Source organism: Streptomyces sp. NBC_01451 (assembly GCF_036227485.1).
Taxonomy (GTDB): Bacteria; Actinomycetota; Actinomycetes; order Streptomycetales; family Streptomycetaceae; genus Streptomyces.
Genome location: NZ_CP109479.1, coordinates 7,810,520 through 7,830,699 on the forward strand (window position 1 = coordinate 7,810,520; position 20,180 = coordinate 7,830,699).

Below are 20,180 nucleotides of genomic sequence, written 5' to 3' on the forward strand. Positions count from 1 at the left end.
CTCGACGGCTCAGTGGCTGAACCACTCGGCCAGTCGGTGGCTGAACCACTCGGCGGCTGATCCACCCAGCCGCCGAGAGGCTGAGCCAGTCACCGGCCCAGCCACCTCACCCAGGGAGTCACGCCCCGTCCCGCCAGCACATCCCCGCGGTCACACCCCCCCGCCATCCCCCTCACTTCATCGTCAGGAACCGCTGCACCAGCGAGGCCAGCAGCACCGTCAGCAGGGGCAGCGAGAACCAGAAGCTGCTCTGCAGCCAGCGGAGTTGCCGAACCCCCGGCCGCACCGCGACCCGTACGGTCTCCCGGGCCGTGAGGAGCAGGATCAGGGCGACGGCGGCCAGACCGCCCACCACCGACCACGGTGTCCAGGTCACCTGGGGGCCGATCGGGCCGGGATCGGCCTTCGGGACCTTGCCCTCCGGTTGCTGCCGCAGCGCGTACATCGTGACGTCGGAGTTGACGAACACCTTCTTCAACTCGTCCCGGCCGTCCAGGTTCTGGAGCAGCCGGTGCTCCCAGGTGGCCGAGTAGCCCACGTCCAGCCGGAGGTAGACGACCTGACTGCGGTTGACCATCAGGTACGAGTTGGGGCCCGCGTCCTTGAGTGCCTTCACCAGCCCCGACACCAGTACCGGGTCGGCCGGTGCGAGCGTCGGCTCGTACCGCACCTTCTCCATGTCCCGGGCGCCCCACGGCAGGGCCGGCGTCACGTTGTCGACGAGGTCGTTGCTCAGCCACAGTAGCCGTACGGTCGGATCGTCGTGGGCGTACACGTAGTTCATCGCGGCGACCTCGCCGGGGCGGGTCCGTTCGAAGGGCTCGTTGCCCCAACGGGCCACCAGGAAGCCGCCCATGAGGACCAGGCCCGCCATCAATGCGGCCAGCGGGGCGAGGCTGATCCGGTCCCGTTCCTGTTCCTTCGGGGTGACCCCGGTGCGCGGGAAGAGCGCGAGCGCGGCGAGCAGGGCCGCGCCGGGCAGGGCGAACATGAAGACGCGCAGGGCCATTTCGCCGCCGTACGACTGCATGCCGAAGCCCAGGAACGGGACGAAGGTGAGGACGAGCAGGGAGCGTTCGCGATACTTGTGGTCGCGGCGGCGCCACCAGCCGTAGCAGGCGAGGGCCATGACCCCGCCGGCCAGCAGGACGCGCGTGTAGAGGACGAGTTTGTGGGTCGAACTGCCGCCCTCGATACGGCCGGAGACGCTCGACGACACATTGCCGCCCACTCCGCCCAGCCCGCCGAAGAGTTCGTCGAAGTGTCCCGACCAGTAGGGCTCGGCCATGAAACCGACCCAGGCCGCGACGATGACGCCGAACAGGATGGGCAGGCCGCGCAGTTCGGACTTGCCGATCAGGACCAGGACCGCCAGCACGCCCAGCATCACGAACGGCGTCAGCTGGTGGGCCGGGACCGTCGCCGCGAACAGGGCGATCAACACGGCCAGCAGTACGGCCTGTTGACGGCGGTCCGTCGGCTCGACCTCCGCCTCCCCGGGCCGGACCTTCGCCCACAGCACCCGCGGTGCCCGGAACCACACCAGCAGGATCGGCACGAAGACCAGATAGAGAAGGTAGGTGAAGCCCTGTGGGGAGAAGTAGTCCTGGCCCACCCAGCCGCTCAGGACGAAGATCCACACGCCGGTCCACTTGGCGCGCCAGCTCGCCCGCAGTGAGCGCGTCAGCAGGAACAGCGGTGCGAGGTAGAGGAGTTGCATGGTCAGCGGCCACCAGCGGATGACCTCGGTGAGATCACCGACTCCGCAGGCCTTCGCCACGAAGGCGGCCCCGGCGAAGAAGCCCGGCCAGCTCCAGCGCGCGTCCAGGTCCGGGACGGCGGTTCCGGTCCGGTCGATGTAGTCGATGAACCCGAGGTGCTGCCAGGCCGTCGCGAACCGCGGTTCGGCCTCGATCACCGCGGGCAGCGCGTGCAGCGACACGACGGTGGCGAGCAGTGTCAGTGCCAGCAGTGTCCGGTGTTCCCGGTTTCCCCACAGCAGTGACGAGAACACCACGACCAGCAGCCCGGCCCCGATCAGTGTCGGCAGCGGCAGCACGGAGACCAGCCCGAGCCCGCCCATCCGGTCCAGGTCGGCCTCGCCGAGGCGGGACGCGGGCACCCAGTAGAGCAGGAGCGCGGCGATCAGCAGACTGCCGAGGACCACTCCGCCGCGGGTGGGCAGCAGACGTACGCGCAGGGGGAGCGGTGGAGGCGCTGGCTCGGGTGGGGCGTGCGGGGTCCGCAACTCCCTTACGAGGGACGCCTGTGCGGCGCGAACGAGTTCGGCGTCCGCGCCCGCCGGGACGGCGACCTCCCGGGAGCCGCCCTCCACCGCCGGTTCGGCGGCCTCCGGCTCCGCCTGTTTCAGCGCCCAGGTCGGCCGGTGGTCCGCACGCGGTGCCGGCGTCCCCGTGGGCGGAGTGCCCGGCCCCGGGCGGACGTCCGGACGGCGTTCCAGGTGGTCGAAGTCGAGGTGGACGCCGAGCGCGAGTGTGTCCGAGTCCGGAGCCCAGCCCTGGCCGGGCTTACGGGAGTTGGCCGCCCGGACGTCACGCGTCCCCAGGTCGGCGAGGTCCCCGTCCGGTGCCGGGCCCTCGGGGACGGCGTCGGCCGGAGCGGCCATGACCGTCCGGTACAGCCTCGGCGCGGCGAGCGCGACGATCACCGCGAGGGACGAGATCTCCGCGACGCCCGCTCCGGTCAGACCCATCCGGGGGAGCAGCAGCAGCGTCAGTCCGAGCACGAGGACGCACAACAGGCCCTGCATCCAGGCGAGTGGGCCGGTGCGGCTCTGGGCGCGCAGCACCGCGAAGTACGTCTCCATGACGACCCGCAGCACCGCGCCGACCGCGAACCAGCGCAGCAGCGGGGTCGCCGCGTCCGCGTAGCCCGAGCCGAAGACGCTCAGGATCCAGGGGGCGCCGACGAACAGCACACCGGCGACCGGCAGCATGATCCGCGCCATGCGCCGGAGCGCGGCCCTGGTGTTGGCGGCCAGCCGGGCCGGATCGTGCGAGCCCTCGACGGTCAGGGACGCGCCCATGTTGATGGCGAGCAGGTTGACGGTGCCGCCGATGGTGGTGGTGATGTAGAAGTACGCGTTGTCGGTGGAGCTGACCTGCGAGGCGACGATCACCGGCACCAGGTAGACCACCGCGAGGGAGAACAGCGACCCGGTGTAGTCGCCGGCCAGGAACCGGCCGATCTCCTTCGGCGTCGGCGGTTCCGCCTTCGTGTGCTCCGCGGTCGCCGCGACGTGCCGGGGCACCAGCCGCCGGAACACCAGCCAGCCGAGCGGCAGTATCGACATGGCGATCGCCGCGACCCACGACACGAAGACACCGCTCGTCGGGATCGCCGCCGCGAAGACGACCAGCAGACCCAGCTTGACCGCCGAGAACACCGTGTTGCCGACCGGCACCCACAGCGCGTTGCGCAGCCCGGTCAGCACCCCGTCCTGGAGCGTGAGCAGGTTCCACAGGACGACGGCGCCGACGAACCCCAGGGCGGGCACCGGCCCGTGCAGGAACCGGTACGACGGCCCCCAGCTGTCCAGCGTGAGCAGGAAGACGCCGCCGGCCAGCGCGACGATCACCGAACTGCCCGCGTACGTACGGAAGATGAACCGTCCGGTGGCGCGGCCCGCGACCGGGATGAAGCGAGCCAGGGCGCCCGTCAGTGTCACCGCCGTGAGACCGGCGAGGAGCTTCATGGCGGCGATCGCGGCGGAGCTCTGGCCGACCGCCGACTCGGAGTAGTAGCGGGCGGCGGCCAGCCAGAAGCCGAGCCCGAGCACGGCGGAGATGCCGGTGTTGAGCATCAGCGCGTAGGCGTTGCGGAACAGCTGGCTGCCGCTCCTCCGGCCCCGGCCCAGGCCGGGCAGCCGCAGCCGCCGCCCAGGGCGCCGCTCGGATGTCCCGGCCTCGGGCGTATCGGTCTGGGTCTCGGGTGTGGTCGTCGTGTCAGACACGGGAGCTGGTGGCCTTCCGGCGGACCTGACGTGCTCTGCGGACCATGGCGTACCCCTTGGTGAGGGCACGGTCCCGGGCGAAGTCGCGGGCGACGGAACGGCCTTCGGCCAGTCGCGCGAACTCCTCGATTCCGGTGGAGCGGCGCACGGTGACCCGCCGCAGGGCGTACGGGCCCTGCTTGCGGCGCGCCAGACCGTTGCCGACGGCGAGTGCCTGGGCGAACCCGGCCGCCCGTACCGCCTGCCGTACCCGGCGGCTGGAGTAGCCGTACGGGTAGGCGAACGACATGGGCACGGATCCGAGTTGGTCGGCGACGACGTCCCGGCAGCGGGTCAGCTCGAAGCGCAGCGCGTCGTCGCCGAGCCGGTCCAGCTCCGGGTGCGTGTGGCTGTGACCGCCGATCTCGACGCCACTGCCCGCCAGTTCGCGCACCTGGTCCCAGTCGAGCATGGTGTCCAGGCCGCCCCCGGTGTCGTACGGGCCCCTGAGCCAGCCCGTCGACACGAACAGCGTGGCCGGGAAGCCGTGCTTGGTGAGCACCGGCAGCGCATGCCGGTGCACGCCCTCGTAGCCGTCGTCGAACGTGATCAGCAGGGGGCGGGCGGGAAGTGGGCGACCGGATCGCCAACTCGCCGCGAGATCTGCGGTGTTGAGCGGTGTGAAGCTGTGCTCGGCCAGCAGCGCCATCTGTTCGGCGAACGCCTCGGGGGTCACCGACAGGGTCCTGGTCGCGTCGTTCGGCTCGGTGGCGACGGAGTGGTACATGAGGATCGGTACGCGTGCGTCGGTCATCGCGGGCCTCCTCCCTCGGTTCGCACCGCGCTCTCGATCTCCACGACCGTGAACGTGGCTCCGCCCCGGCGTGCCCGCAGGCTCCCGAGGACGTACCCGCCCACCGCCGTCAGCACCCCGGCGACGATCGCGCCCGCCCGGCCCGCGCCGCCCGGCCTGGCCAGCAGGGCGTCGCGCAGACCGCGCGCGACCCCGGCGGGCAGCACCCGGGTGGTGTACCGGCGTTCCGACTCAAGTCCCTTGTCCGCGCCCACACTTCGGGCGACCAGCGCCTTCGACAGGCCCTCGGCGTAGGTGCGGGTGCGGAAGTAGCCGAAGTGTTCGCGGGCCTCGGGCACCCGGTGGTGGATCACCGCACGGTCGTCGATCAGCAGCACCGCGTCGGGTCTGGCCCGGGTGAGCCGGATGCACAGCTCCGTCTCCTCGCAGCCCAACGGCCGTTTGTCGCCGTCCCGTCCGATGCCGGTGGCGAAACCGCCGGCCGCGTCGAAGGCCGTACGCCGGAAGGAGGCGTTCCCGCCGAGCACGTTGCGGACCTCGACGCGTCCCCCGGGCAGCCCCTTGTAGGTGCAGCCCACCACCCAGTCGAACTCCTCGGGGAACCAGGCCGGCCGGCGGCCCGACGCCCAGATCGGCATCGTACGGCCGCCGACGGCCAGCACCCGGGGGTCCGCGTACCCCTCGGCGAAGTGGCGCAGCCAGTCGCGTTCGGCCACGGCGTCGTCGTCGAGGAAGGCGATGATCCCCCCGTGCGAGGCGGCGATCCCGGTGTTGCGGCCGGCCGACAGGCCGCGCGGGCCCGCGTTGGCGAGGACCCGTACCTCGTCGGTCTCCTTGTACTCCTTGGCCAGCCGTTCCAGGAGCGGCTGGTTGTGGTCGACGACCAGGAGTGTCTCCAGGGCCGGCCGTGACTGCGCCCGCACCGAGGCGACCGCCGCGAGGATGTCCTCCCAGCGGTCCTCGGTGTAGACGCAGACGACCACCGAGATGTCCGGCTCGTTCAAGACGCCTCTCCCCGGCTCGCGCTGAGGACGCGGGAGTGCGAACGACTGCGCAGGGCACGCCGGTTGGAGCGTTCCTTCAGGATCACCCGCAGGACGCGCAGGCCGTCGCGCACGGCCCGCAGATTGCTCGTGCCGTGGATACGGAGGTACTCGTGGCTGGGGATCTCCTGCACCTTGAGCCCCGCCTTGACCACCCGGATGTTGATCAGGGTCTCGATCTCGAAGCCGGTGCAGTCGAGGTCGATCTTGTCGAGGCAGTGGCGCCAGAACGCGTTGTAGCCGTAGCAGAGATCGGTGTAGCGGGCGCCGAACTTCTTGTTGACGACCGTGCACAGCGCCCAGTTGCCGAGCTTGCGGATCGGCGTCATGTCGTCGGTGCCGCCGCCGTTGGCGAAGCGGGAGCCCTTGGCGAAGTCGGCGCCCGAGACGAGCGCGGAGACGTACGACACGATCTCGTCGCCGTCCGCCGACCCGTCCGCGTCGACCATCACGATGATGTCGCCGGTGCAGGCCTCGAACCCGGTGATCAGGGCATCCCCCTTGCCCTTGCCCTGCTGTTCGACGACCTTCACCCCGGGCCACAGATCACGGGCGACCTCGACGGTGTCGTCGGTGGAGTTGCCGTCGACCAGGACCACTTCATGGATCCAGTCGGGCAGTGTCTTGAAGACGTACGGCAGGTTCTGCGCCTCGTTCATGGCGGGGATCACCACACTCACCGGTGGCGTGATCGCCAGGTGGGAGGAGATCGGCCGGTACACGTCGGCCGTGGTCGGTTGCTGATCGGCGATCGTGGGCTCCTGGCCCGGTATCGCCGGTCGCAGAACAGAACTCATGAGTCTGGTCCCTCTCGTCCGGTGGACGGCCCGCCCCCGGGCAGCCCGGTTATTTGTCCGGTTCGAAAGGGGGGTTCTCACTCACAGCATGCCGAATGGATTCTCCGTATCAGTCTCTAGCTGTTTTCGTACATGCCGGGTGAGCTGGCAAAGCTGGCCGAACACCATGATCCGGTGGTCGGTTTCGCGGCACGGCCCGGCGAGACGAACGCTCGCCGAGCGCGGCACCCCCCTACCGCGCCCCGCTCCGACGGTCGTCGTGGACCCTGAGCCCTCCCCTGAGTCACAGGACGACGTACCGATGCGGGTGAGATGTATGACGGTATTGACGCTTGCACCCTTATGGCAAGACCTGAAACGAGGTCTCACGTTTTTGTTGGTTTGACCGTTACGCAACTACTTTGATCGATTTCTGGAACGGAGTTGTCCCATCCGTTTCAGCGCCCTGTCGGCCGGCTCGAAGAGCTCCGGCCGCGACAGCACCACGTTGCGCAGCGCCCGCACCGGAGCGCGTCGCGCACGGTGTCCGGCCGCCACCGGGTGACGACGTGTCACCCACCCCTCGGACACCAGGAGTTCACGTGTCTTCAGGGAGTCCTTGTACTCCTTCTGCCCCCGGCCCAGATCCAGGTACGCGATGCCGTCGGCGGCAGCCGCCTCGGCCATCCGCAGATGGAGGATCAGCCCCGGTGAGTACTTCGAGTAGGCCGGGTCGTACGCCGGGAACCAGCAGGCCAGCACGCGTTCCGTGCGCAGTCCGAAGTGGGCGGCGATCGGCTGCCCGTCGGCGTAGAGCACCGACAGGATGCCCGCGAACGGGTCGGAACGGGTGTGGAAGAGCTGCTGCACGAGCCGCGTGATCCAGGGGTGCGCGAACCGGTCGCTGCGGCCGGTCCTGCGGTACTGGGCGGACTTCCAGGCCATCAGCCTCGTCAGCGCCTCGGGATCGCGCTCGTCGTGCACATAGCGGATCTCGCCGGTGTCCCGGCCGAGCCTGCGCTCCTTGGCGAGCGTCGTACGGGTGAACTTCGGCGAGCGTGAACGGAGTTGGGCCAGATAGGCCTCGTACCCCTGGTCGACGTCCATCACCGGGGACGGGAAGGTGCCGGAGGCCTCGGCCTCGAACGGTGCCTGGCCCCCCACCAGGTGGTCGAACTCCCACACCGCGAGCCCGCACGCCCGCAGCAACTCCCGCGCGTCCCAGTCGAATCCGGGGCGGTGCACCAGCCCCTGGCAGTCGGAGACCCCGAGCCCGACCGCCCGGCCGACGCCGGCGGCGGATCTCTGGAACGGGAAGAACGCGGCAGGTTCCCCGCCCTCGTGGAGCACCGCGATGCGTACGCCGCGTCTGCAGCGGCCGACCGCGAGCGTGAACTCCGGGGACAGGAAGGGGTTCGCCAGTTCGGGTGAGCCGTGCAGATGGGCCTTGGCCTGCAACGCCGTCCAGGCGGCCCGGTCCGCGGCGGTCAGTTCGCCGGGCCGGTGCACGGTGAGGGTCACCTCGGGTGTCAGATTACGAGCCACGTCACCAGCCACGTCAGGAAGTCCGTCTTCTCGCCGTACGGCCGCGCTGCCGCCCTGCCAGAACCAGCAGAAGGATCAGCGCGCTGATCACGGTCACGGCCACGACTCCGCCGCGGACCGACCACCGGTGCGTCGCCAGCATCCCCTGGGCGACCAGGAGATCGAGTGCGACCGCCGCCGCCACCGACGTCACGATCCGGCCGAGCGGCTCCAGTCCGCGCAGGGCGGCTCCCACGGCGACCGCCGGCGCGGCGAGCAGGAAGAACAGTGTGAGGGGGCCGCGCAGCGGCGAGGCGCTGCCGGTCAGCGCGAGGGCCGCGCCGATGGCCGCGACTGCCACGGCCACGCCCGTGAGCAGCGGGAACAGGTCCTTCCGCAACCCCTGTTCCGACGGATCACCGTCGCTCGATCCGCTCCCGGACGGAGGTGGCTTGATACGTATGGTCTGCATTGGCGACTTTGCCCCCCGACGCGCCGGATGCCGGGCTTCAATGTCGCGCAGCGGGACGGGCCAGTCAAGATGCGCAACTCCCGCGACACCTGGCCCGAACGCGTACACGACGTTCCCCGGAGGGGAACGAATGGGTGGACGGACGAGTTCCCCGGAGGCGCCGGCTGCCTCCGGGGAACTGCCGCTCGGGTAGGGCGGGTTATCGATGTGGGACGGGTGTTACGAGACGAGCTTCAGCAGACGGTTCGGGGAACCGGTGCCCGGGCTGGTGACCACCCCGGTGGTGGCGCCGCCCGTGAGGGCCGTGGCGACCTGGGCCGGGGTGGCCGAGGTGTGGCCCGCGAGGTAGACCGCCGCCGCACCCGCGACGTGCGGGGTGGCCATCGACGTACCCGAGATGGTGTTCGTCGCGGTGTCGCTGGTGTTCCAGCCCGCCGTGATCGAGGAACCCGGGGCGAAGATGTCCAGGACCGAGCCGTAGTTGGAGTAGCTGGCCCGGGCGTCCGTGCTGGTGGTGGCGCCGACCGTGATGGCCGCCGCGACCCGCGCGGGGGAGTAGGAGGAGGCGTTGGCGCTGCTGTTGCCGGCCGCGATCGCGTAGGTCACGCCGCTGGCTATGGAGTTGGAGACGGCCGTGTCCAGCGAGGTCGAGGCGCCGCCGCCGAGCGACATGTTGGCGACGGAGGGGCCGCTGTGGTTCGCGGTCACCCAGTCGATGCCCGCGATGACGCCGGCCGTGGTGCCCGAGCCGGCGTTGTCGAGCACACGGACCGCCACGATCTTCGCCGCCTTGGCGACACCGTAGGTCGACCCCGCGATGGTGGTGGCGACGTGGGTGCCGTGACCGTTGCCGTCCTGCGCGACGCTGTCGCCGTCAACGGCGTCGTAGCCGTTGGTGGCCCGGCCGCTGATCTGGGAGTGCGTGATGCGTACGCCGGTGTCGATGACGTACGCGGTCACCCCGGCGCCGGCCGTGTCCGGGTAGGTGTAGGTGCCGGACAGCGGCAGGGCGGCCTGGTCGATGCGGTCGAGGCCCCAGGGGGCGCTCGACTGCGTGGCGTCGACGTGCACCGTCTGGTTCTGCTCGACGGCGGCCACCGCCGGGTCGGCCGCGAGTCTGCGGGCCTCGGCCGCCGAGAGGGTCGCCGTGTAGCCGTTCAGCGCGGTGCTGAACGTCTTCTTCACCGTGCCGCCGTACTCCTTGATCAGGCTCTTGCCGGCGCTCGACGCGGACTTCAGGCCCGCTGTCTTCTTGAGCGTGACGATGTAGCTGTCCTTGACGGCTGTGGGGGAGCCGGCGGCCAGCACCCTGCCCTCGGCGGGTGCCGGGGCTGCCTGGGCGGGGAGTGCGGTGAATCCGCCGACGAGAGCGGCGGCTGCCACGACGGTGGTCGCGGCGGTCCGGATCTTCTTGCTGCGCAGTTGTGCCATAACGAGGGAGTCCTCCTCTGAGGCAGCACGCGCCTGGGTGAGGGCGCGTCTGTGGGGGGATGCCCGCTGGCGCGGACACGACCCGGAGCGTCGCGTTCCGCCCGGGCTGAGGTAAAGACTCGGTCATGAACGGGAGTTGCTCAAGAGGCTGCGCGGCTTGTCACATGCATGTCATGAACAGGCAATCGAACGAAACGTGAACGCGATCCATCCGACCTGGTAGGGGCGGAAAAGTCTTGGCATGGACACTTCCGTTCAACACGCGTAGTTGGTACGAACGTTGTGGCAGAGATCCTGCTAAGGGAGGTTCCATGAGACGTTCCCGAATTACGGCATACGTGACCTCGCTCCTCCTCGCCACCGTCGCCGCCCTCACCGGGGCAACATCGGCGCAGGCGTCCCAACTCGCCGCCCCCACCGGCTATGTGGCCCTCGGCGACTCCTACTCCTCGGGGGTCGGCTCGGGCAGCTACATCGGTTCCAGCGGCGACTGCAAGCGCAGCACGAAGGCGTACCCGTACCTGTGGGCCGCCGCTCATTCACCCTCAAGCTTCAACTTCACGGCCTGCTCGGGCGCCCGAACGGGTGATGTTCTGGCGAACCAGCTGACCCCGCTCGGCTCCTCCACAGGCCTCGTCTCGATCAGTGTCGGCGGCAACGACGCGGGCTTCGCCGACGTCATGTCGACCTGTGTCCTCCAGTCCGACAGTTCCTGCGTCTCCCGCATCAACACCGCCAGGGCGTACGTCGACTCGACCCTCCCCGGTCTCCTCGACAAGGTGTACAACGCCATCAGTTCCCGGGCGCCCGCCGCCCATGTGGTCGTCCTGGGCTACCCCCGCTTCTACAAGCTCGGCCAGACCTGCCTCGGACTGTCCGAGGCCAAGCGGTCCGCGATCAACGGCGCGGCCGACTACCTGAACAGCGCACTCGCCAAGAGGGCCGCCGACCACGGCTTCACCTTCGGTGACGTCAAGCCGGCCTTCACCGGTCACGAACTCTGCTCGGGCAGCTCGTGGCTGCACAGCCTCAACCTGCTCAACATCGGCGAGTCCTACCACCCGACGGCCGCCGGCCAGTCGGGCGGCTACCTGCCGGTGTTCACCAGCGCGGCCTGACCGCTCGACCGCCTCACCGCCTCACCGTCCGACCGGCGTCCGTTCAGGGTGTAGCGGCGGGAGTGCCAGTGGGAGAGGAGGCCCCGTCCGTCGGGGTCTCCGTCTCGCAAGTAACCGAGAACGGCACGGAGTTGGACTTCACGCTCACCGGGTCGCGGACCTCCACCCCGATCGCGTTCTCGATCGTCCCGCTCTTGTCGTACGTCGTCACGAAGACCTTGTTCTCCTTGGTCTTCCCGCCGCCCGCCGGGAACGACAGCGTTCGCCACCCCTGCTCCGGCGCCTCGCCCGTCTCCGTCACCCAGCGGTAGGAGACCTTCGTGGGCACGTTGCCCACCGTGAACGTCGCCGTGAAGCCGGGCGCCTGGTCGTTGGGCGGCGGACAGACCCCCGAGTAGTCGGTGTCCGAACCGACGACCTGGACCTGCACGGTCTGCGCCGGCTGCGTGGTCCTGCCGCTGTCACTGCTGCTCGGAGTGGGGCTGGTCTCCTCCCCGGAGTCGCTGGGGCTGTCCTTCGGCGAACTCGCCGCACCCGTACCGGCATTGCTCTGCTGCGTACTGCTGCCCGCGTCGTTGTCCGTGCCGTCCCCGCCGTTGTCGCGGTTCAGCAGGGCGTACGTCAGTCCGGCCACCGCCAGCGCGATGGCGACGAGGCCGGCGACCAGGACGACGGCCGCCCGGCGGTTGCGATCTGGTTCGGCGGGGCGAGTGGTCGGACGGGTGTCCGGGGGAGGCATGACGGGCCGGGTCGCCGCCGTGGGAACGGGCATCGGCTGCGGGGGCGTCGTCGGGTGCTGTGGGAAGGCCGCCGCGATCGTCGGCGAGTACGGGACCGTCCGGACGTCGTCCGCGCTCAGGGTCCCTCCCTCGGAGGGGATACCCCCGGCCCCGATGATCCGCAGATCGTGCTCGGCCCGCTCGGCGGCGATCCGTTCGGCCGGATCCTTGCGCAACAGCCCCTCGATGACGGGCGTCAGCGGCCCCGCCCGGAGCGGCGGCGGCAACTCCTCGTCCACGATGGCGCGCAGGGTGCTGAGCGGCGTGTTCTGTCGGAAGGGCGAGTTGCCCTCGACCGCCGCGTACAGCAGCACGCCCAGCGACCACAGGTCGGACTCGGGGCCGGGTGTGCGCCCCAACGCCCTTTCGGGCGCGAGGAATTCGGGGGAGCCGATGAGTTCGCCGGTCATGGTGAGAGCCGAACTGCCCTCGACCGTCGCGATCCCGAAGTCGGTGAGCACCACCCGGCCGTCGTTGGACAGCAGCACGTTGGCCGGCTTCACGTCCCGGTGCAGCACCCCGGCCTCGTGCGCCGCCCGGAGCGCGGCGAGCACCTCGGCGCCGATGTGTGCGGCCCGTTGCGGGGACATGGGCCCCTCGGCGTCCAGCTGGTCGGCGAGCGAGAGCCCGCGGACCACCTCCATGACGATCCAGGGCCGGCCCCCGTCGGTCGCCACGTCGTACACCGTCACGACGTTCCGGTTGGAGACGCGGGCCGCGGCCCAGGCCTCGCGCTCCAGTCTGGCGTACAGCCGTTCGACCTCGGAGGTCGGCAGTCCGGCGGGTGCGCGCACCTCCTTGACGGCGACCTCGCGGTGCAGCACTTCGTCGCGGGCCAGCCACACCGTGCCCATACCGCCCTCGCCCAGTGGCGAGAGCAGTCGGTAGCGGCCCGCGATCACGCGTTCACTGCCCGGTTCTTCGGACACGGGCGTCCCCCCATCGCAGCCGCGTGCTCACGGATTCGGTCTCATTGCACGCTGATTTTCTGCACTCCGCCTGATTTCTTACCAAAAGTAGCTCAGCCGAGTGCGGATGCCGCCCCCTTGAGTACCAATCCGACCCCCAGTGCGACTACGAGGAACGCGGATGCCAGCGGCGCGGTACGCCGAACAAGTGCGAGCACCGGACCTCCGGCCAGCCCTGGGCGCCGGTTCAGCAGCCGGTTCGCCCCGCTTCCCAGCCGCACGACGAGGAACCCGGCGCCGGTGAGGGTGAGCGCGAGCCCGACCCCGTACGCCAGCACCAGCAGGAACCCGAACCACGCCTTCCCCAGCGCGGCGGCCCCGACCAGCACGACCACGGCCGACGGACTCGGCACCAGCCCACCGGCGAACCCGAGCAGGATCGTGCCGCGCAGGGTGGGAGCGATGTCGTGCGTGTGGGTGAAGCCACCGTGGGTGTGTTCGAGGGTGGTGCGGTCGTGCTTGTGCTTGCGGTCGTTGTGCTTGTGGTGCTCGTGGCTGTGATCGTGCTGGTGGTCATGCCCGTGGTCGTGGTCGTGGTCGTGCGCATGCGCGGGAGCTGCGGCGGGTGCGAGCGCGGTGTGCGCGTGGGCGTGCGATGCGTGGGCGAGGACCAGTTCGCGTTCCGGCGCCTTGTCGGCGGCGTGGGTGTGGCTGTGGGGGTGGGGGTGGTCGTGGTCGTGGGAGTGACCATGGTCGTGATCGTGATCGTGATCGTGATCGTGCGGATGGGGGTGAGGGTGAGGGTGGGCTTGCGCGCGCTCGTGTGCGCGCTGGCGCCAGGCGCGTCGTGTGAGGGTCAGGCCCGCTCCCGTCACCAGTACGCCGCTCGCCACGCCCAGCCAGGCGATGACCGACGGCGCCGCCGCCGAACCGGCCGTCACCAGCAGGCCCAGGGCGACCACGCCCAGGGTGTGGGTGACCGTCACCGAGGCGGCCAGCGGCATGACGTCGCGCAGGCGGGCCCTGCCGCCCCGGGCGGCTGCCGTGGCCGCCATCAGGGTCTTGCCGTGGCCCGGCGCGAGCGCGTGCATCGCGCCGAGGAAGGTCGCGATGACCAGTGCCAGCGCGGCGAAGCCGACCGTGAGGTCGTGCCGGGCCACCAGGGAGTCCAGTGCGCGGGTCCAGCGGTCGGCGCCGCGCGGCAGCACGGAGGAGGCGGGTGCCGCCTTCTCCGTGCTGTCGACGAGGGCCGGGCCGCCCGGGGCCACCTGGAGGGCGGCCCGCGCGGTGTCGGCCGGGGAGGAGAGCAACTCCTGCGGATAGCTGGTCAGTTCACCGGAGACCGACTTCTGCGGTACGTCGGACTCGGCGAGCGTCATCCGGTCGCCGCGTGCGGTGATCTCGCGCCAGCCGGGCCCCGACTCGGTGCCCGCGCTGTGGAAGCCGAGGGCGACGGTGTCCCCTTCGGCGACCCCGGGGAGGGCGGCCTTGAGCTCGCACTCCACGCGCAGGGTGTTGAGGCCGGCCTGACCGGGCCGCGTGCTCGCCCTGGCGCTGCCCACGGAGAGCGTGACGGTCCGGCCCGCCACGGTGACCTTGCTGCCCTGCGCCGCGCTCGCGCACCGCTGCCCGGCCCAGTCGGTCAGACCCAGCTTCTCGATGTCGGGCTTGGCCTGGGTCGCCGGGATCTCGGCGAGGTCCTCGACGTGGGCGACCCGCAGCTGTCCGGGGGCGACGACCAGACCGTCGTACCGGTTGACGGTGAAGTTGCCGAGCGGATGCGCGCTCGCGGCGGAGGCGGGAACCAGTATGAGCGCGCAGGCGGCCGTGAACACGGCGGCACCGGCGGCGGCCGAACGACGGGGCTTCACTTCGCCGCCTCCAGGGACTTGAGAGCCGTACGGGCCTTGCGGGCGCCCAACGGGGAGAAACCGGGGTTGAGTTCGAGGGCGGCGGAGAGCGAGGTGCGGGCTTCCTTCGCGTGGCCCGTGGCCTGCTCGATCATGCCGCGGTGGTAGAGGAAGGAGGCGTTGCGGTAGCCGGTCGCGGTGGCGTGGCGGGCGTACGGAAGGGCTTCCTCGTCGTGGCCGTTGACGTGCAGCGCCCACGCGAGGGCGTCGGCCGTGTGCACGGTCTCGCGGCGGTCCCACTCCGCGCGGGCCGCGCGCAGTGCCGACTTCTTGTCGCCGTGGTCGGCGGCGGCGAGCGCGGTGTCCAGGTCGGCGTTGACGCCGTTGGCGCGGGCGATGGCCGTCCACGCGTTGACGAGCGCGTACTGGTCGCGGGCCTTGTCCGAGTCGCCCTCGCCGCCCCGGACTTCGTACAGCTCGCCGAGTTCGACGAGCGGACCGGGCAGCGGATAGCGGGAGACGACGTCCTCCATGCCCTTGATGGCGCCGGCCCGGTCGCCGTCGGCGAACTGGGCGCGGGCGCGGCCTTCGAGCGCCGGAAGGTAGGCGTCGTCGGCGGCGAGGGCGCGGGCGAAGTGCTCCAGGGCGGACTTGTACTCGCCCTGGCTCCAGGCGAGTTGCCCGAGCGCGGTGGACACGTACGCGATGTCCCCCCGGGAGGTCGCGGAGCCGAGCGCCTGCTCCAGCACGCGCCGGGCGGTGGTGACATCGCCGCGCAGCTCACGCACGTAGGCGTACCGGGTGAAGACAGGCACCCCGGGCCGCTTGGCGTCGGCCTCGTCGGTGGCCTTCAACGCCTCGTCGTAGCGCCCGAGTTCGACGAGAGCGTCGATACGGGTGGACAGGGCGCGCTCGCTGTAGGGGTTCTGCGCGAGGGCCTGGTCCGAGTACTTGAGGGCGCCGGGGAAGTCATGGCGGGCGGCGGCGAGGGCGGCGCGCCCGGCGAGGGCGGGATCGTTGTCGGGCTCCAGCTTTAGGGACCGGTTCAGGGCCTGCTGGGCCTGCGGATACCGGGAGGGGTCGCCCTTGGTGCGGGCCTGCTCGACATACGCGAGCCCGAGAGTGGCCCAGCTGCCGAAGTCCTTGGGCTGCGCCCGGAGATGGGCCTGGAGGGAGGCGATGCTCGCGCCGATGTCCCCACTCGCGAGCAGCGCGGGAGACATCGCGGCCGGGGCCGACGCGACGGTGGCGGTCCCGCCCTCGTCCCGAACGGCCCCCAGCACCACAGCGCCCGCGGTGAACGCCACCGCCAACGCGGCGGCACAGGCGCCGAGTTGAACCGCCCGCCACCGCCGGGACGACTCCCCGAGCCGCCGGACCGCGGTGACCCGCTCGTCGGGGTCGGACAGACCGGAGGCGGGGGAAGCGGTGCCGAGGGCTCCGGAGTCCTGCTCGGAGCTGTTCGGCCCGGGGGCCGACGCGGTGATCGGGGCCTGTGTGCGGCCGGAGCCGGGCTCGGCGTCGCCTGCTTCGTCGGCGCCGGCCGGTTCGGTCACGCCCGGCGCGGCCGTGTCCGTCCCCGTGGAGACGTCGGTCCGGCCGGGTACGTCCGTTCCGGCCGGGACGGACAGCGCCGCGCCGGTGTGTCCATCGGTGTCCCCGGCATCCACCGTGCCGAGGTTCGCGGCTGCCCCCGCCGTGTCGGTCGGCCGGCTGCCGAGCTCACGGCCCGGTCGCGTGAGTGGCGGCTGTGGCGCCTGCTCGCGGTCCGGTGCGCTGTCGTTCGTACGCGGGGGCATGCCCTCTCCTCAAGGTTCCTGGGCAGGTCATCTGCGGGGGAAGCGGGTGGACGACCGCCCGGGTGGGGCCGGGAGTCGACCGGGGTGCGGCGCGGCCCGCGCCGTGGGGGATGGATACGAGCGGGCCGCGCCAGCTGGTGGGGGTGAGGACGGGAAGCGGGTCAGTACGCCCGGTTCCCCATGTTCCGGCGCCACCACACGACACCGGCGGTGATCAGCAGGAACCCGGCCGCACCGGCCGCCGCCGAACCGGCGATCAGCATGGTGTCGGTGCCACCGGAGGCGCCGGCGGGCTGCAGCGCGTCACCGAGCTGGCTGCGGACGTCGTTCGTGCCGGTCGTGCCCTTGGCGAGCGGACCGCGCGAACCCTCGGTCGGCAGAGCCACGTACGGGAAGTAGCTCTCGAACTTCTTGTCGTTCTTGTCGACCGCGTCACCGAGGTCGTTCTTCGCGCCGAGCAGTTCACCCTCGACGACCTGGAGCGAGGCGTCGATCACGTCGTCCGTCAGACGACGGCCGTTCGGGAAGCCCGCGTTGTCACCGTCGAGGACACCGAGACGCTTGGGGTGCTTGGACGGGGCGATCGAGGTGTTGAGACGCAGTTCCTCGGCCGGAGTCACGTACGGCGGCTGGTTGAGACCCTTGACGCCCTTGAGGAAGACGTCCACCAGGTCGTTGCGCGGCTCCTTGGGCGCGGGGATCTTGTAGATCGCCTCGATGAGCTTCGGCAGCTCGGGGTTGGTCACGTTCTTCAGGAACTGCGCGTCCTCCCACGGCGAGGACGCGTTGAACTTGTCCTTGTCCTTGATGGGGTTGACGACCTCGTTGACCAGCGGCATGCCCAGTCGCGAGACCTGCGCGTAGTAGCCGCTGGCGTTCTTGCGCTGGGTCGTCGACCAGATACCGACGATCGGCTGCTTCGACGACTCCACGATCATGTGCGTCGGCACCTGGAGCGCGATCGAGTTGACGTTGTAGCCCTTGAGCGTGTCGTTGCCGACCTCGGAGAGGTTCCCGCCGTACAGCAGGTCGAAGACACGCAGGTCCAGGAAGAACGGATCGTCGGCCTGGCCGGCGAACGTCGTCGAACCGTTCGTCAGCTTGTGGATGGCCTGGTCGCGCAGCTTCTTGTAGTTCGGCATCGACGCCTTGCCGACGTTCGACGGGGCGACCGGAACGTCGTCGGCGATCTTCGTCTTCGACTGGACGCGCTGGTTCTTGAGCTTGATCAGCTCGATGTCGTACGTCTGCGTGATGTTGAGGTCCTTGTCGTCAAGGCTCTCCACCGCACCCGTGTTGTACAGGAACGTCTTCTTGTTCTTCACGTGCGTCTTGAAGGTGTAGCGGAACAGGATGTCGCCCTGCGCGTCACCGTTGTTGTCGATGTGGAGGTCGTACTGGGCGTCCTCGGCGAACTGGTAGAAGTTCGGGCCGCCGGCCGGCTCCTCGAACGGGATCCAGTTCGCGACGATCGTCGTCGTGTCCTTCTTGTCCGGGCTCACGAACGCGTACACGTCCGTGTTGTCGTACTGGGGGGTGCCCGAGATCAGCGGAGCCTCGCGGTGGCTGGAGGCAGCGGCCGTACCCGGTATGAGTGCGGTGACGCCGGCGGCCGCGAGCCCCCCGGCGGCCAGCGCACCGCAAATGAGGGTCGCGATGCTCCTGCGCCGCGCGCCGCCCTTGGAGATGGTTGTCGTCATGCCGTCCGTCCTCACCGTGTCAACTTGCCTGACGACGGAGATTCGGAGCCCTCTCCGATGCGGATTGGTCGAACCTGAAAACTTTCTTGAAAACGTTTGGGAGGCGGCCCACCCGCGTTTCGAGGGCAGTTGATCCGTACCCATCCGGAGGCAGGTCCGCTACGAATGCCTAAGGTGACGGTGACAAGCGTGATGGAGCGGGGAGGGGCCGTGTGCGGCCATAGAGAGGGGACGCGGGTGGGAGCGGACGAGCTTCTGGTTCTCGTGGCCGGGGGAGACCAGAAGGCCTTCGAAGAGCTGTACGGGATCGTGTCCGGGCCGGTGTTCGGTTTGGTGCGGCGCGTGGTGCGGGACCCGGCGCAGTCGGAGGAGGTGTCCCAGGAGGTCCTGCTCGAACTCTGGCGCTCCTCGCCCCGGTTCGATCCCAGGAAGGGCAGCGCCCTGTCCTGGATACTCACGCTCGCGCACCGCCGGGCCGTGGACCGGGTGCGCAGCGCCCGCGCGGCCGGTGAGCGCGAGCAGCGCGAGGCCCAGCGCTCCCACCGTCCCGCCTTCGACCACGTGGCCGAGGAGGTGGAGGCCGGAATGGAGCGCGAATGGGTGCGCCGCTGCCTGGACCGGCTGACCACCCTGCAGCGCCAGTCGGTCACCCTCGCCTACTACGAGGGCTATACGTACCGTGAGGTGGCGGAGCGCCTGTCGCTCCCGCTGGGCACGGTGAAGACACGGATGCGCGACGGACTGACCCGGCTGCGCGAATGCCTGGGAGGTGTCGCATGAGCGCGCTCGGCAGACTGTTCGGCCGCGAGGATCTCCATTCGCTCGCCGCCCCCTACGCCCTCGACGCCCTCGATCCCGACGAGCGGCGCCGGTTCGAGAAGCACCTGTCCCGCTGCGACTCCTGCACCGCCGAGGTGCGCCTGCTGTCCGAGGACGCGGTCCGGCTGGCCTGGTCCACGGCCGCGCCGCCCCCGTTCGCCATGCGCGACCGGGTGCTGTCCGCCGTACGCGCGACTCCGCAGGAGTCACCGGGCCACTCCGCGTCGCGCGCCCCCGGCCGCCCCGCCGAAGCGCCCCGCAGGCGGAGCCACCAGCTGCCGGCGCACGTGTGGGGCACCGAACCGCCGCCACCGGTCCGCCGTGCGCCCCGCATGCGCCCCATGTTCGCCCCGCTGGCCACGCTCACGGCGGCAGCCGCCCTCGTCGTCGCCGCGCTGTTCGCCGTCCAGAACACGCAGACCCAGGACAAGCTGGACACCGCGCAGGCCCAGGCACGTGAGATTGCCGACGTTCTGTCGGCTCCCGACGCCCGTGCGACCTCCGACCGGGACGCGCAGGGCCAGGGAATCACCGCGATCGCCTCCGCCTCGGAAGGGCGCGCCGTGGTGACCCTCAGTGGGTACGGGGAGCTGCCGAGCGACCGCGTGCGCCAACTGTGGCTCATGCGCCCTGATGTGCAACCGCGCTCCCTGGGACTCTTCAAGGGCGACACGCCCTTGGTCGCGACCGGTCTCGACAAGTCGGCCACATCACTCGCTGTGACCGTCGAACCCGACGGAGGCTCAGAACAGCCCACCAGTGCACCAGTTGTCCAACTCGCCCTGGAATCGGTTGGATTCGGAGAGTAATCGTCAACACCCTTGTGGGGAAGGTGAATCCTGTGACCGAGATACACGTGTGCCCCGGGGGAGCGATAGGGTTAACCTGCCCGGGCCGGGTGGACTTGTACGGGTGGGGAGTGACATGGAACAGATAACGATGCACAGCAGGGCACGCGTGCCCGCGATCACGTGCGGGAGCAGTACGACCAAGGCGCGCCTCGACCGCCATCTCTCGGTGCTGTCGGGACCCGCGGTCCCTCAGCGCGAGACGGCGGAGGCGACCTCACTGATGCGCGAACTCACCTCGCGGGACACCGTGAAGCAGCGCAGCGACCTCGGTACGCGTGTCAGCAGGCTCTCGCTCTTCGCCCCGCTGCGCCGTCTGAGCCGCACCCTGTTCGGCGGGCGCTGAG

General features: G+C 70.5%; 15 protein-coding genes. 4 read left to right on the plus strand and 11 right to left on the minus strand.

Annotated features, from left to right (window positions below):
• Positions 1–172 precede the first annotated feature (172 nt).
• From OG595_RS34420 to OG595_RS34450, 7 genes are all read right to left on the minus strand, one after another.
• Positions 173–3,973, minus strand: a complete 3,801-nt coding sequence (locus tag OG595_RS34420; RefSeq protein WP_329278917.1) for a lipopolysaccharide biosynthesis protein — start codon at positions 3,971–3,973, stop codon at positions 173–175.
• Positions 3,966–4,766 (minus strand): polysaccharide deacetylase family protein, encoded by an 801-nt coding sequence (locus OG595_RS34425; RefSeq protein WP_329278919.1) that lies wholly within the window; start codon positions 4,764–4,766, stop codon positions 3,966–3,968. The genes OG595_RS34420 and OG595_RS34425 overlap by 8 nt, the downstream gene beginning before the upstream one ends.
• Entirely contained in the window at positions 4,763–5,770 is a 1,008-nt protein-coding gene (locus OG595_RS34430) for a glycosyltransferase family 2 protein (RefSeq protein ID WP_329278921.1), read from the minus strand. The genes OG595_RS34425 and OG595_RS34430 overlap by 4 nt, the downstream gene beginning before the upstream one ends.
• Positions 5,767–6,606, minus strand: coding sequence for a glycosyltransferase family 2 protein (locus tag OG595_RS34435; protein ID WP_329278922.1), 840 nt, complete (start codon positions 6,604–6,606; stop codon positions 5,767–5,769). The genes OG595_RS34430 and OG595_RS34435 overlap by 4 nt, the downstream gene beginning before the upstream one ends.
• Positions 6,607–7,002: 396 nt before the next feature.
• Entirely contained in the window at positions 7,003–8,130 is a 1,128-nt protein-coding gene (locus tag OG595_RS34440; protein ID WP_443073275.1) for a GNAT family N-acetyltransferase, read from the minus strand.
• Positions 8,131–8,143: 13 nt separating this feature from the next.
• On the minus strand, positions 8,144–8,581 hold the full coding sequence (locus OG595_RS34445) for a hypothetical protein (RefSeq protein WP_329278924.1): 438 nt from the start codon (positions 8,579–8,581) through the stop codon (positions 8,144–8,146).
• 219 nt (positions 8,582–8,800) lie between these two features.
• Entirely contained in the window at positions 8,801–10,012 is a 1,212-nt protein-coding gene (locus OG595_RS34450) for a S8 family peptidase (RefSeq protein ID WP_329278925.1), read from the minus strand.
• Positions 10,013–10,323: 311 nt separating this feature from the next.
• Between OG595_RS34450 and OG595_RS34455 the strand changes: the two genes are divergently transcribed.
• Positions 10,324–11,130 (plus strand): SGNH/GDSL hydrolase family protein, encoded by an 807-nt coding sequence (locus OG595_RS34455; RefSeq protein ID WP_329278927.1) that lies wholly within the window; start codon positions 10,324–10,326, stop codon positions 11,128–11,130.
• Between the two features lie 43 nt (positions 11,131–11,173).
• Here OG595_RS34455 and OG595_RS34460 read toward each other — a convergent pair whose 3' ends face one another.
• The 4 genes from OG595_RS34460 to OG595_RS34475 all read right to left on the minus strand — a co-directional run bounded on the left by OG595_RS34460 (position 11,174) and on the right by OG595_RS34475 (position 18,166).
• Positions 11,174–12,838, minus strand: coding sequence for a serine/threonine-protein kinase (locus OG595_RS34460; RefSeq protein WP_329278930.1), 1,665 nt, complete (start codon positions 12,836–12,838; stop codon positions 11,174–11,176).
• A gap of 92 nt (positions 12,839–12,930) precedes the next feature.
• Positions 12,931–14,688, minus strand: a complete 1,758-nt coding sequence (locus OG595_RS34465; RefSeq protein WP_329278932.1) for an urease accessory protein UreH domain-containing protein — start codon at positions 14,686–14,688, stop codon at positions 12,931–12,933.
• Complete coding sequence (locus OG595_RS34470; protein WP_329278933.1) at positions 14,685–16,466, minus strand: tetratricopeptide repeat protein; 1,782 nt, start codon at positions 16,464–16,466, stop codon at positions 14,685–14,687. Before OG595_RS34470 ends, OG595_RS34465 begins: the two co-directional genes overlap by 4 nt.
• Positions 16,467–16,627: 161 nt before the next feature.
• Positions 16,628–18,166: a DUF4331 domain-containing protein gene (locus tag OG595_RS34475; protein ID WP_329278935.1), complete on the minus strand. Its 1,539-nt coding sequence runs from the start codon at positions 18,164–18,166 to the stop codon at positions 16,628–16,630.
• A 237-nt stretch (positions 18,167–18,403) separates the two neighbouring features.
• Between OG595_RS34475 and OG595_RS34480 the strand changes: the two genes are divergently transcribed.
• From OG595_RS34480 to OG595_RS34490, 3 genes are all read left to right on the plus strand, one after another.
• Positions 18,404–18,946, plus strand: a complete 543-nt coding sequence (locus OG595_RS34480; protein WP_189146455.1) for a sigma-70 family RNA polymerase sigma factor — start codon at positions 18,404–18,406, stop codon at positions 18,944–18,946.
• The gene (locus OG595_RS34485; RefSeq protein WP_329278937.1) at positions 18,943–19,794 is read left to right on the plus strand and encodes an anti-sigma factor; all 852 of its coding nucleotides are present in this window, start codon (positions 18,943–18,945) and stop codon (positions 19,792–19,794) included. Before OG595_RS34480 ends, OG595_RS34485 begins: the two co-directional genes overlap by 4 nt.
• A gap of 115 nt (positions 19,795–19,909) precedes the next feature.
• Positions 19,910–20,179 (plus strand): hypothetical protein, encoded by a 270-nt coding sequence (locus tag OG595_RS34490; RefSeq protein ID WP_329278940.1) that lies wholly within the window; start codon positions 19,910–19,912, stop codon positions 20,177–20,179.
• Position 20,180: the final 1 nt, after the last annotated feature.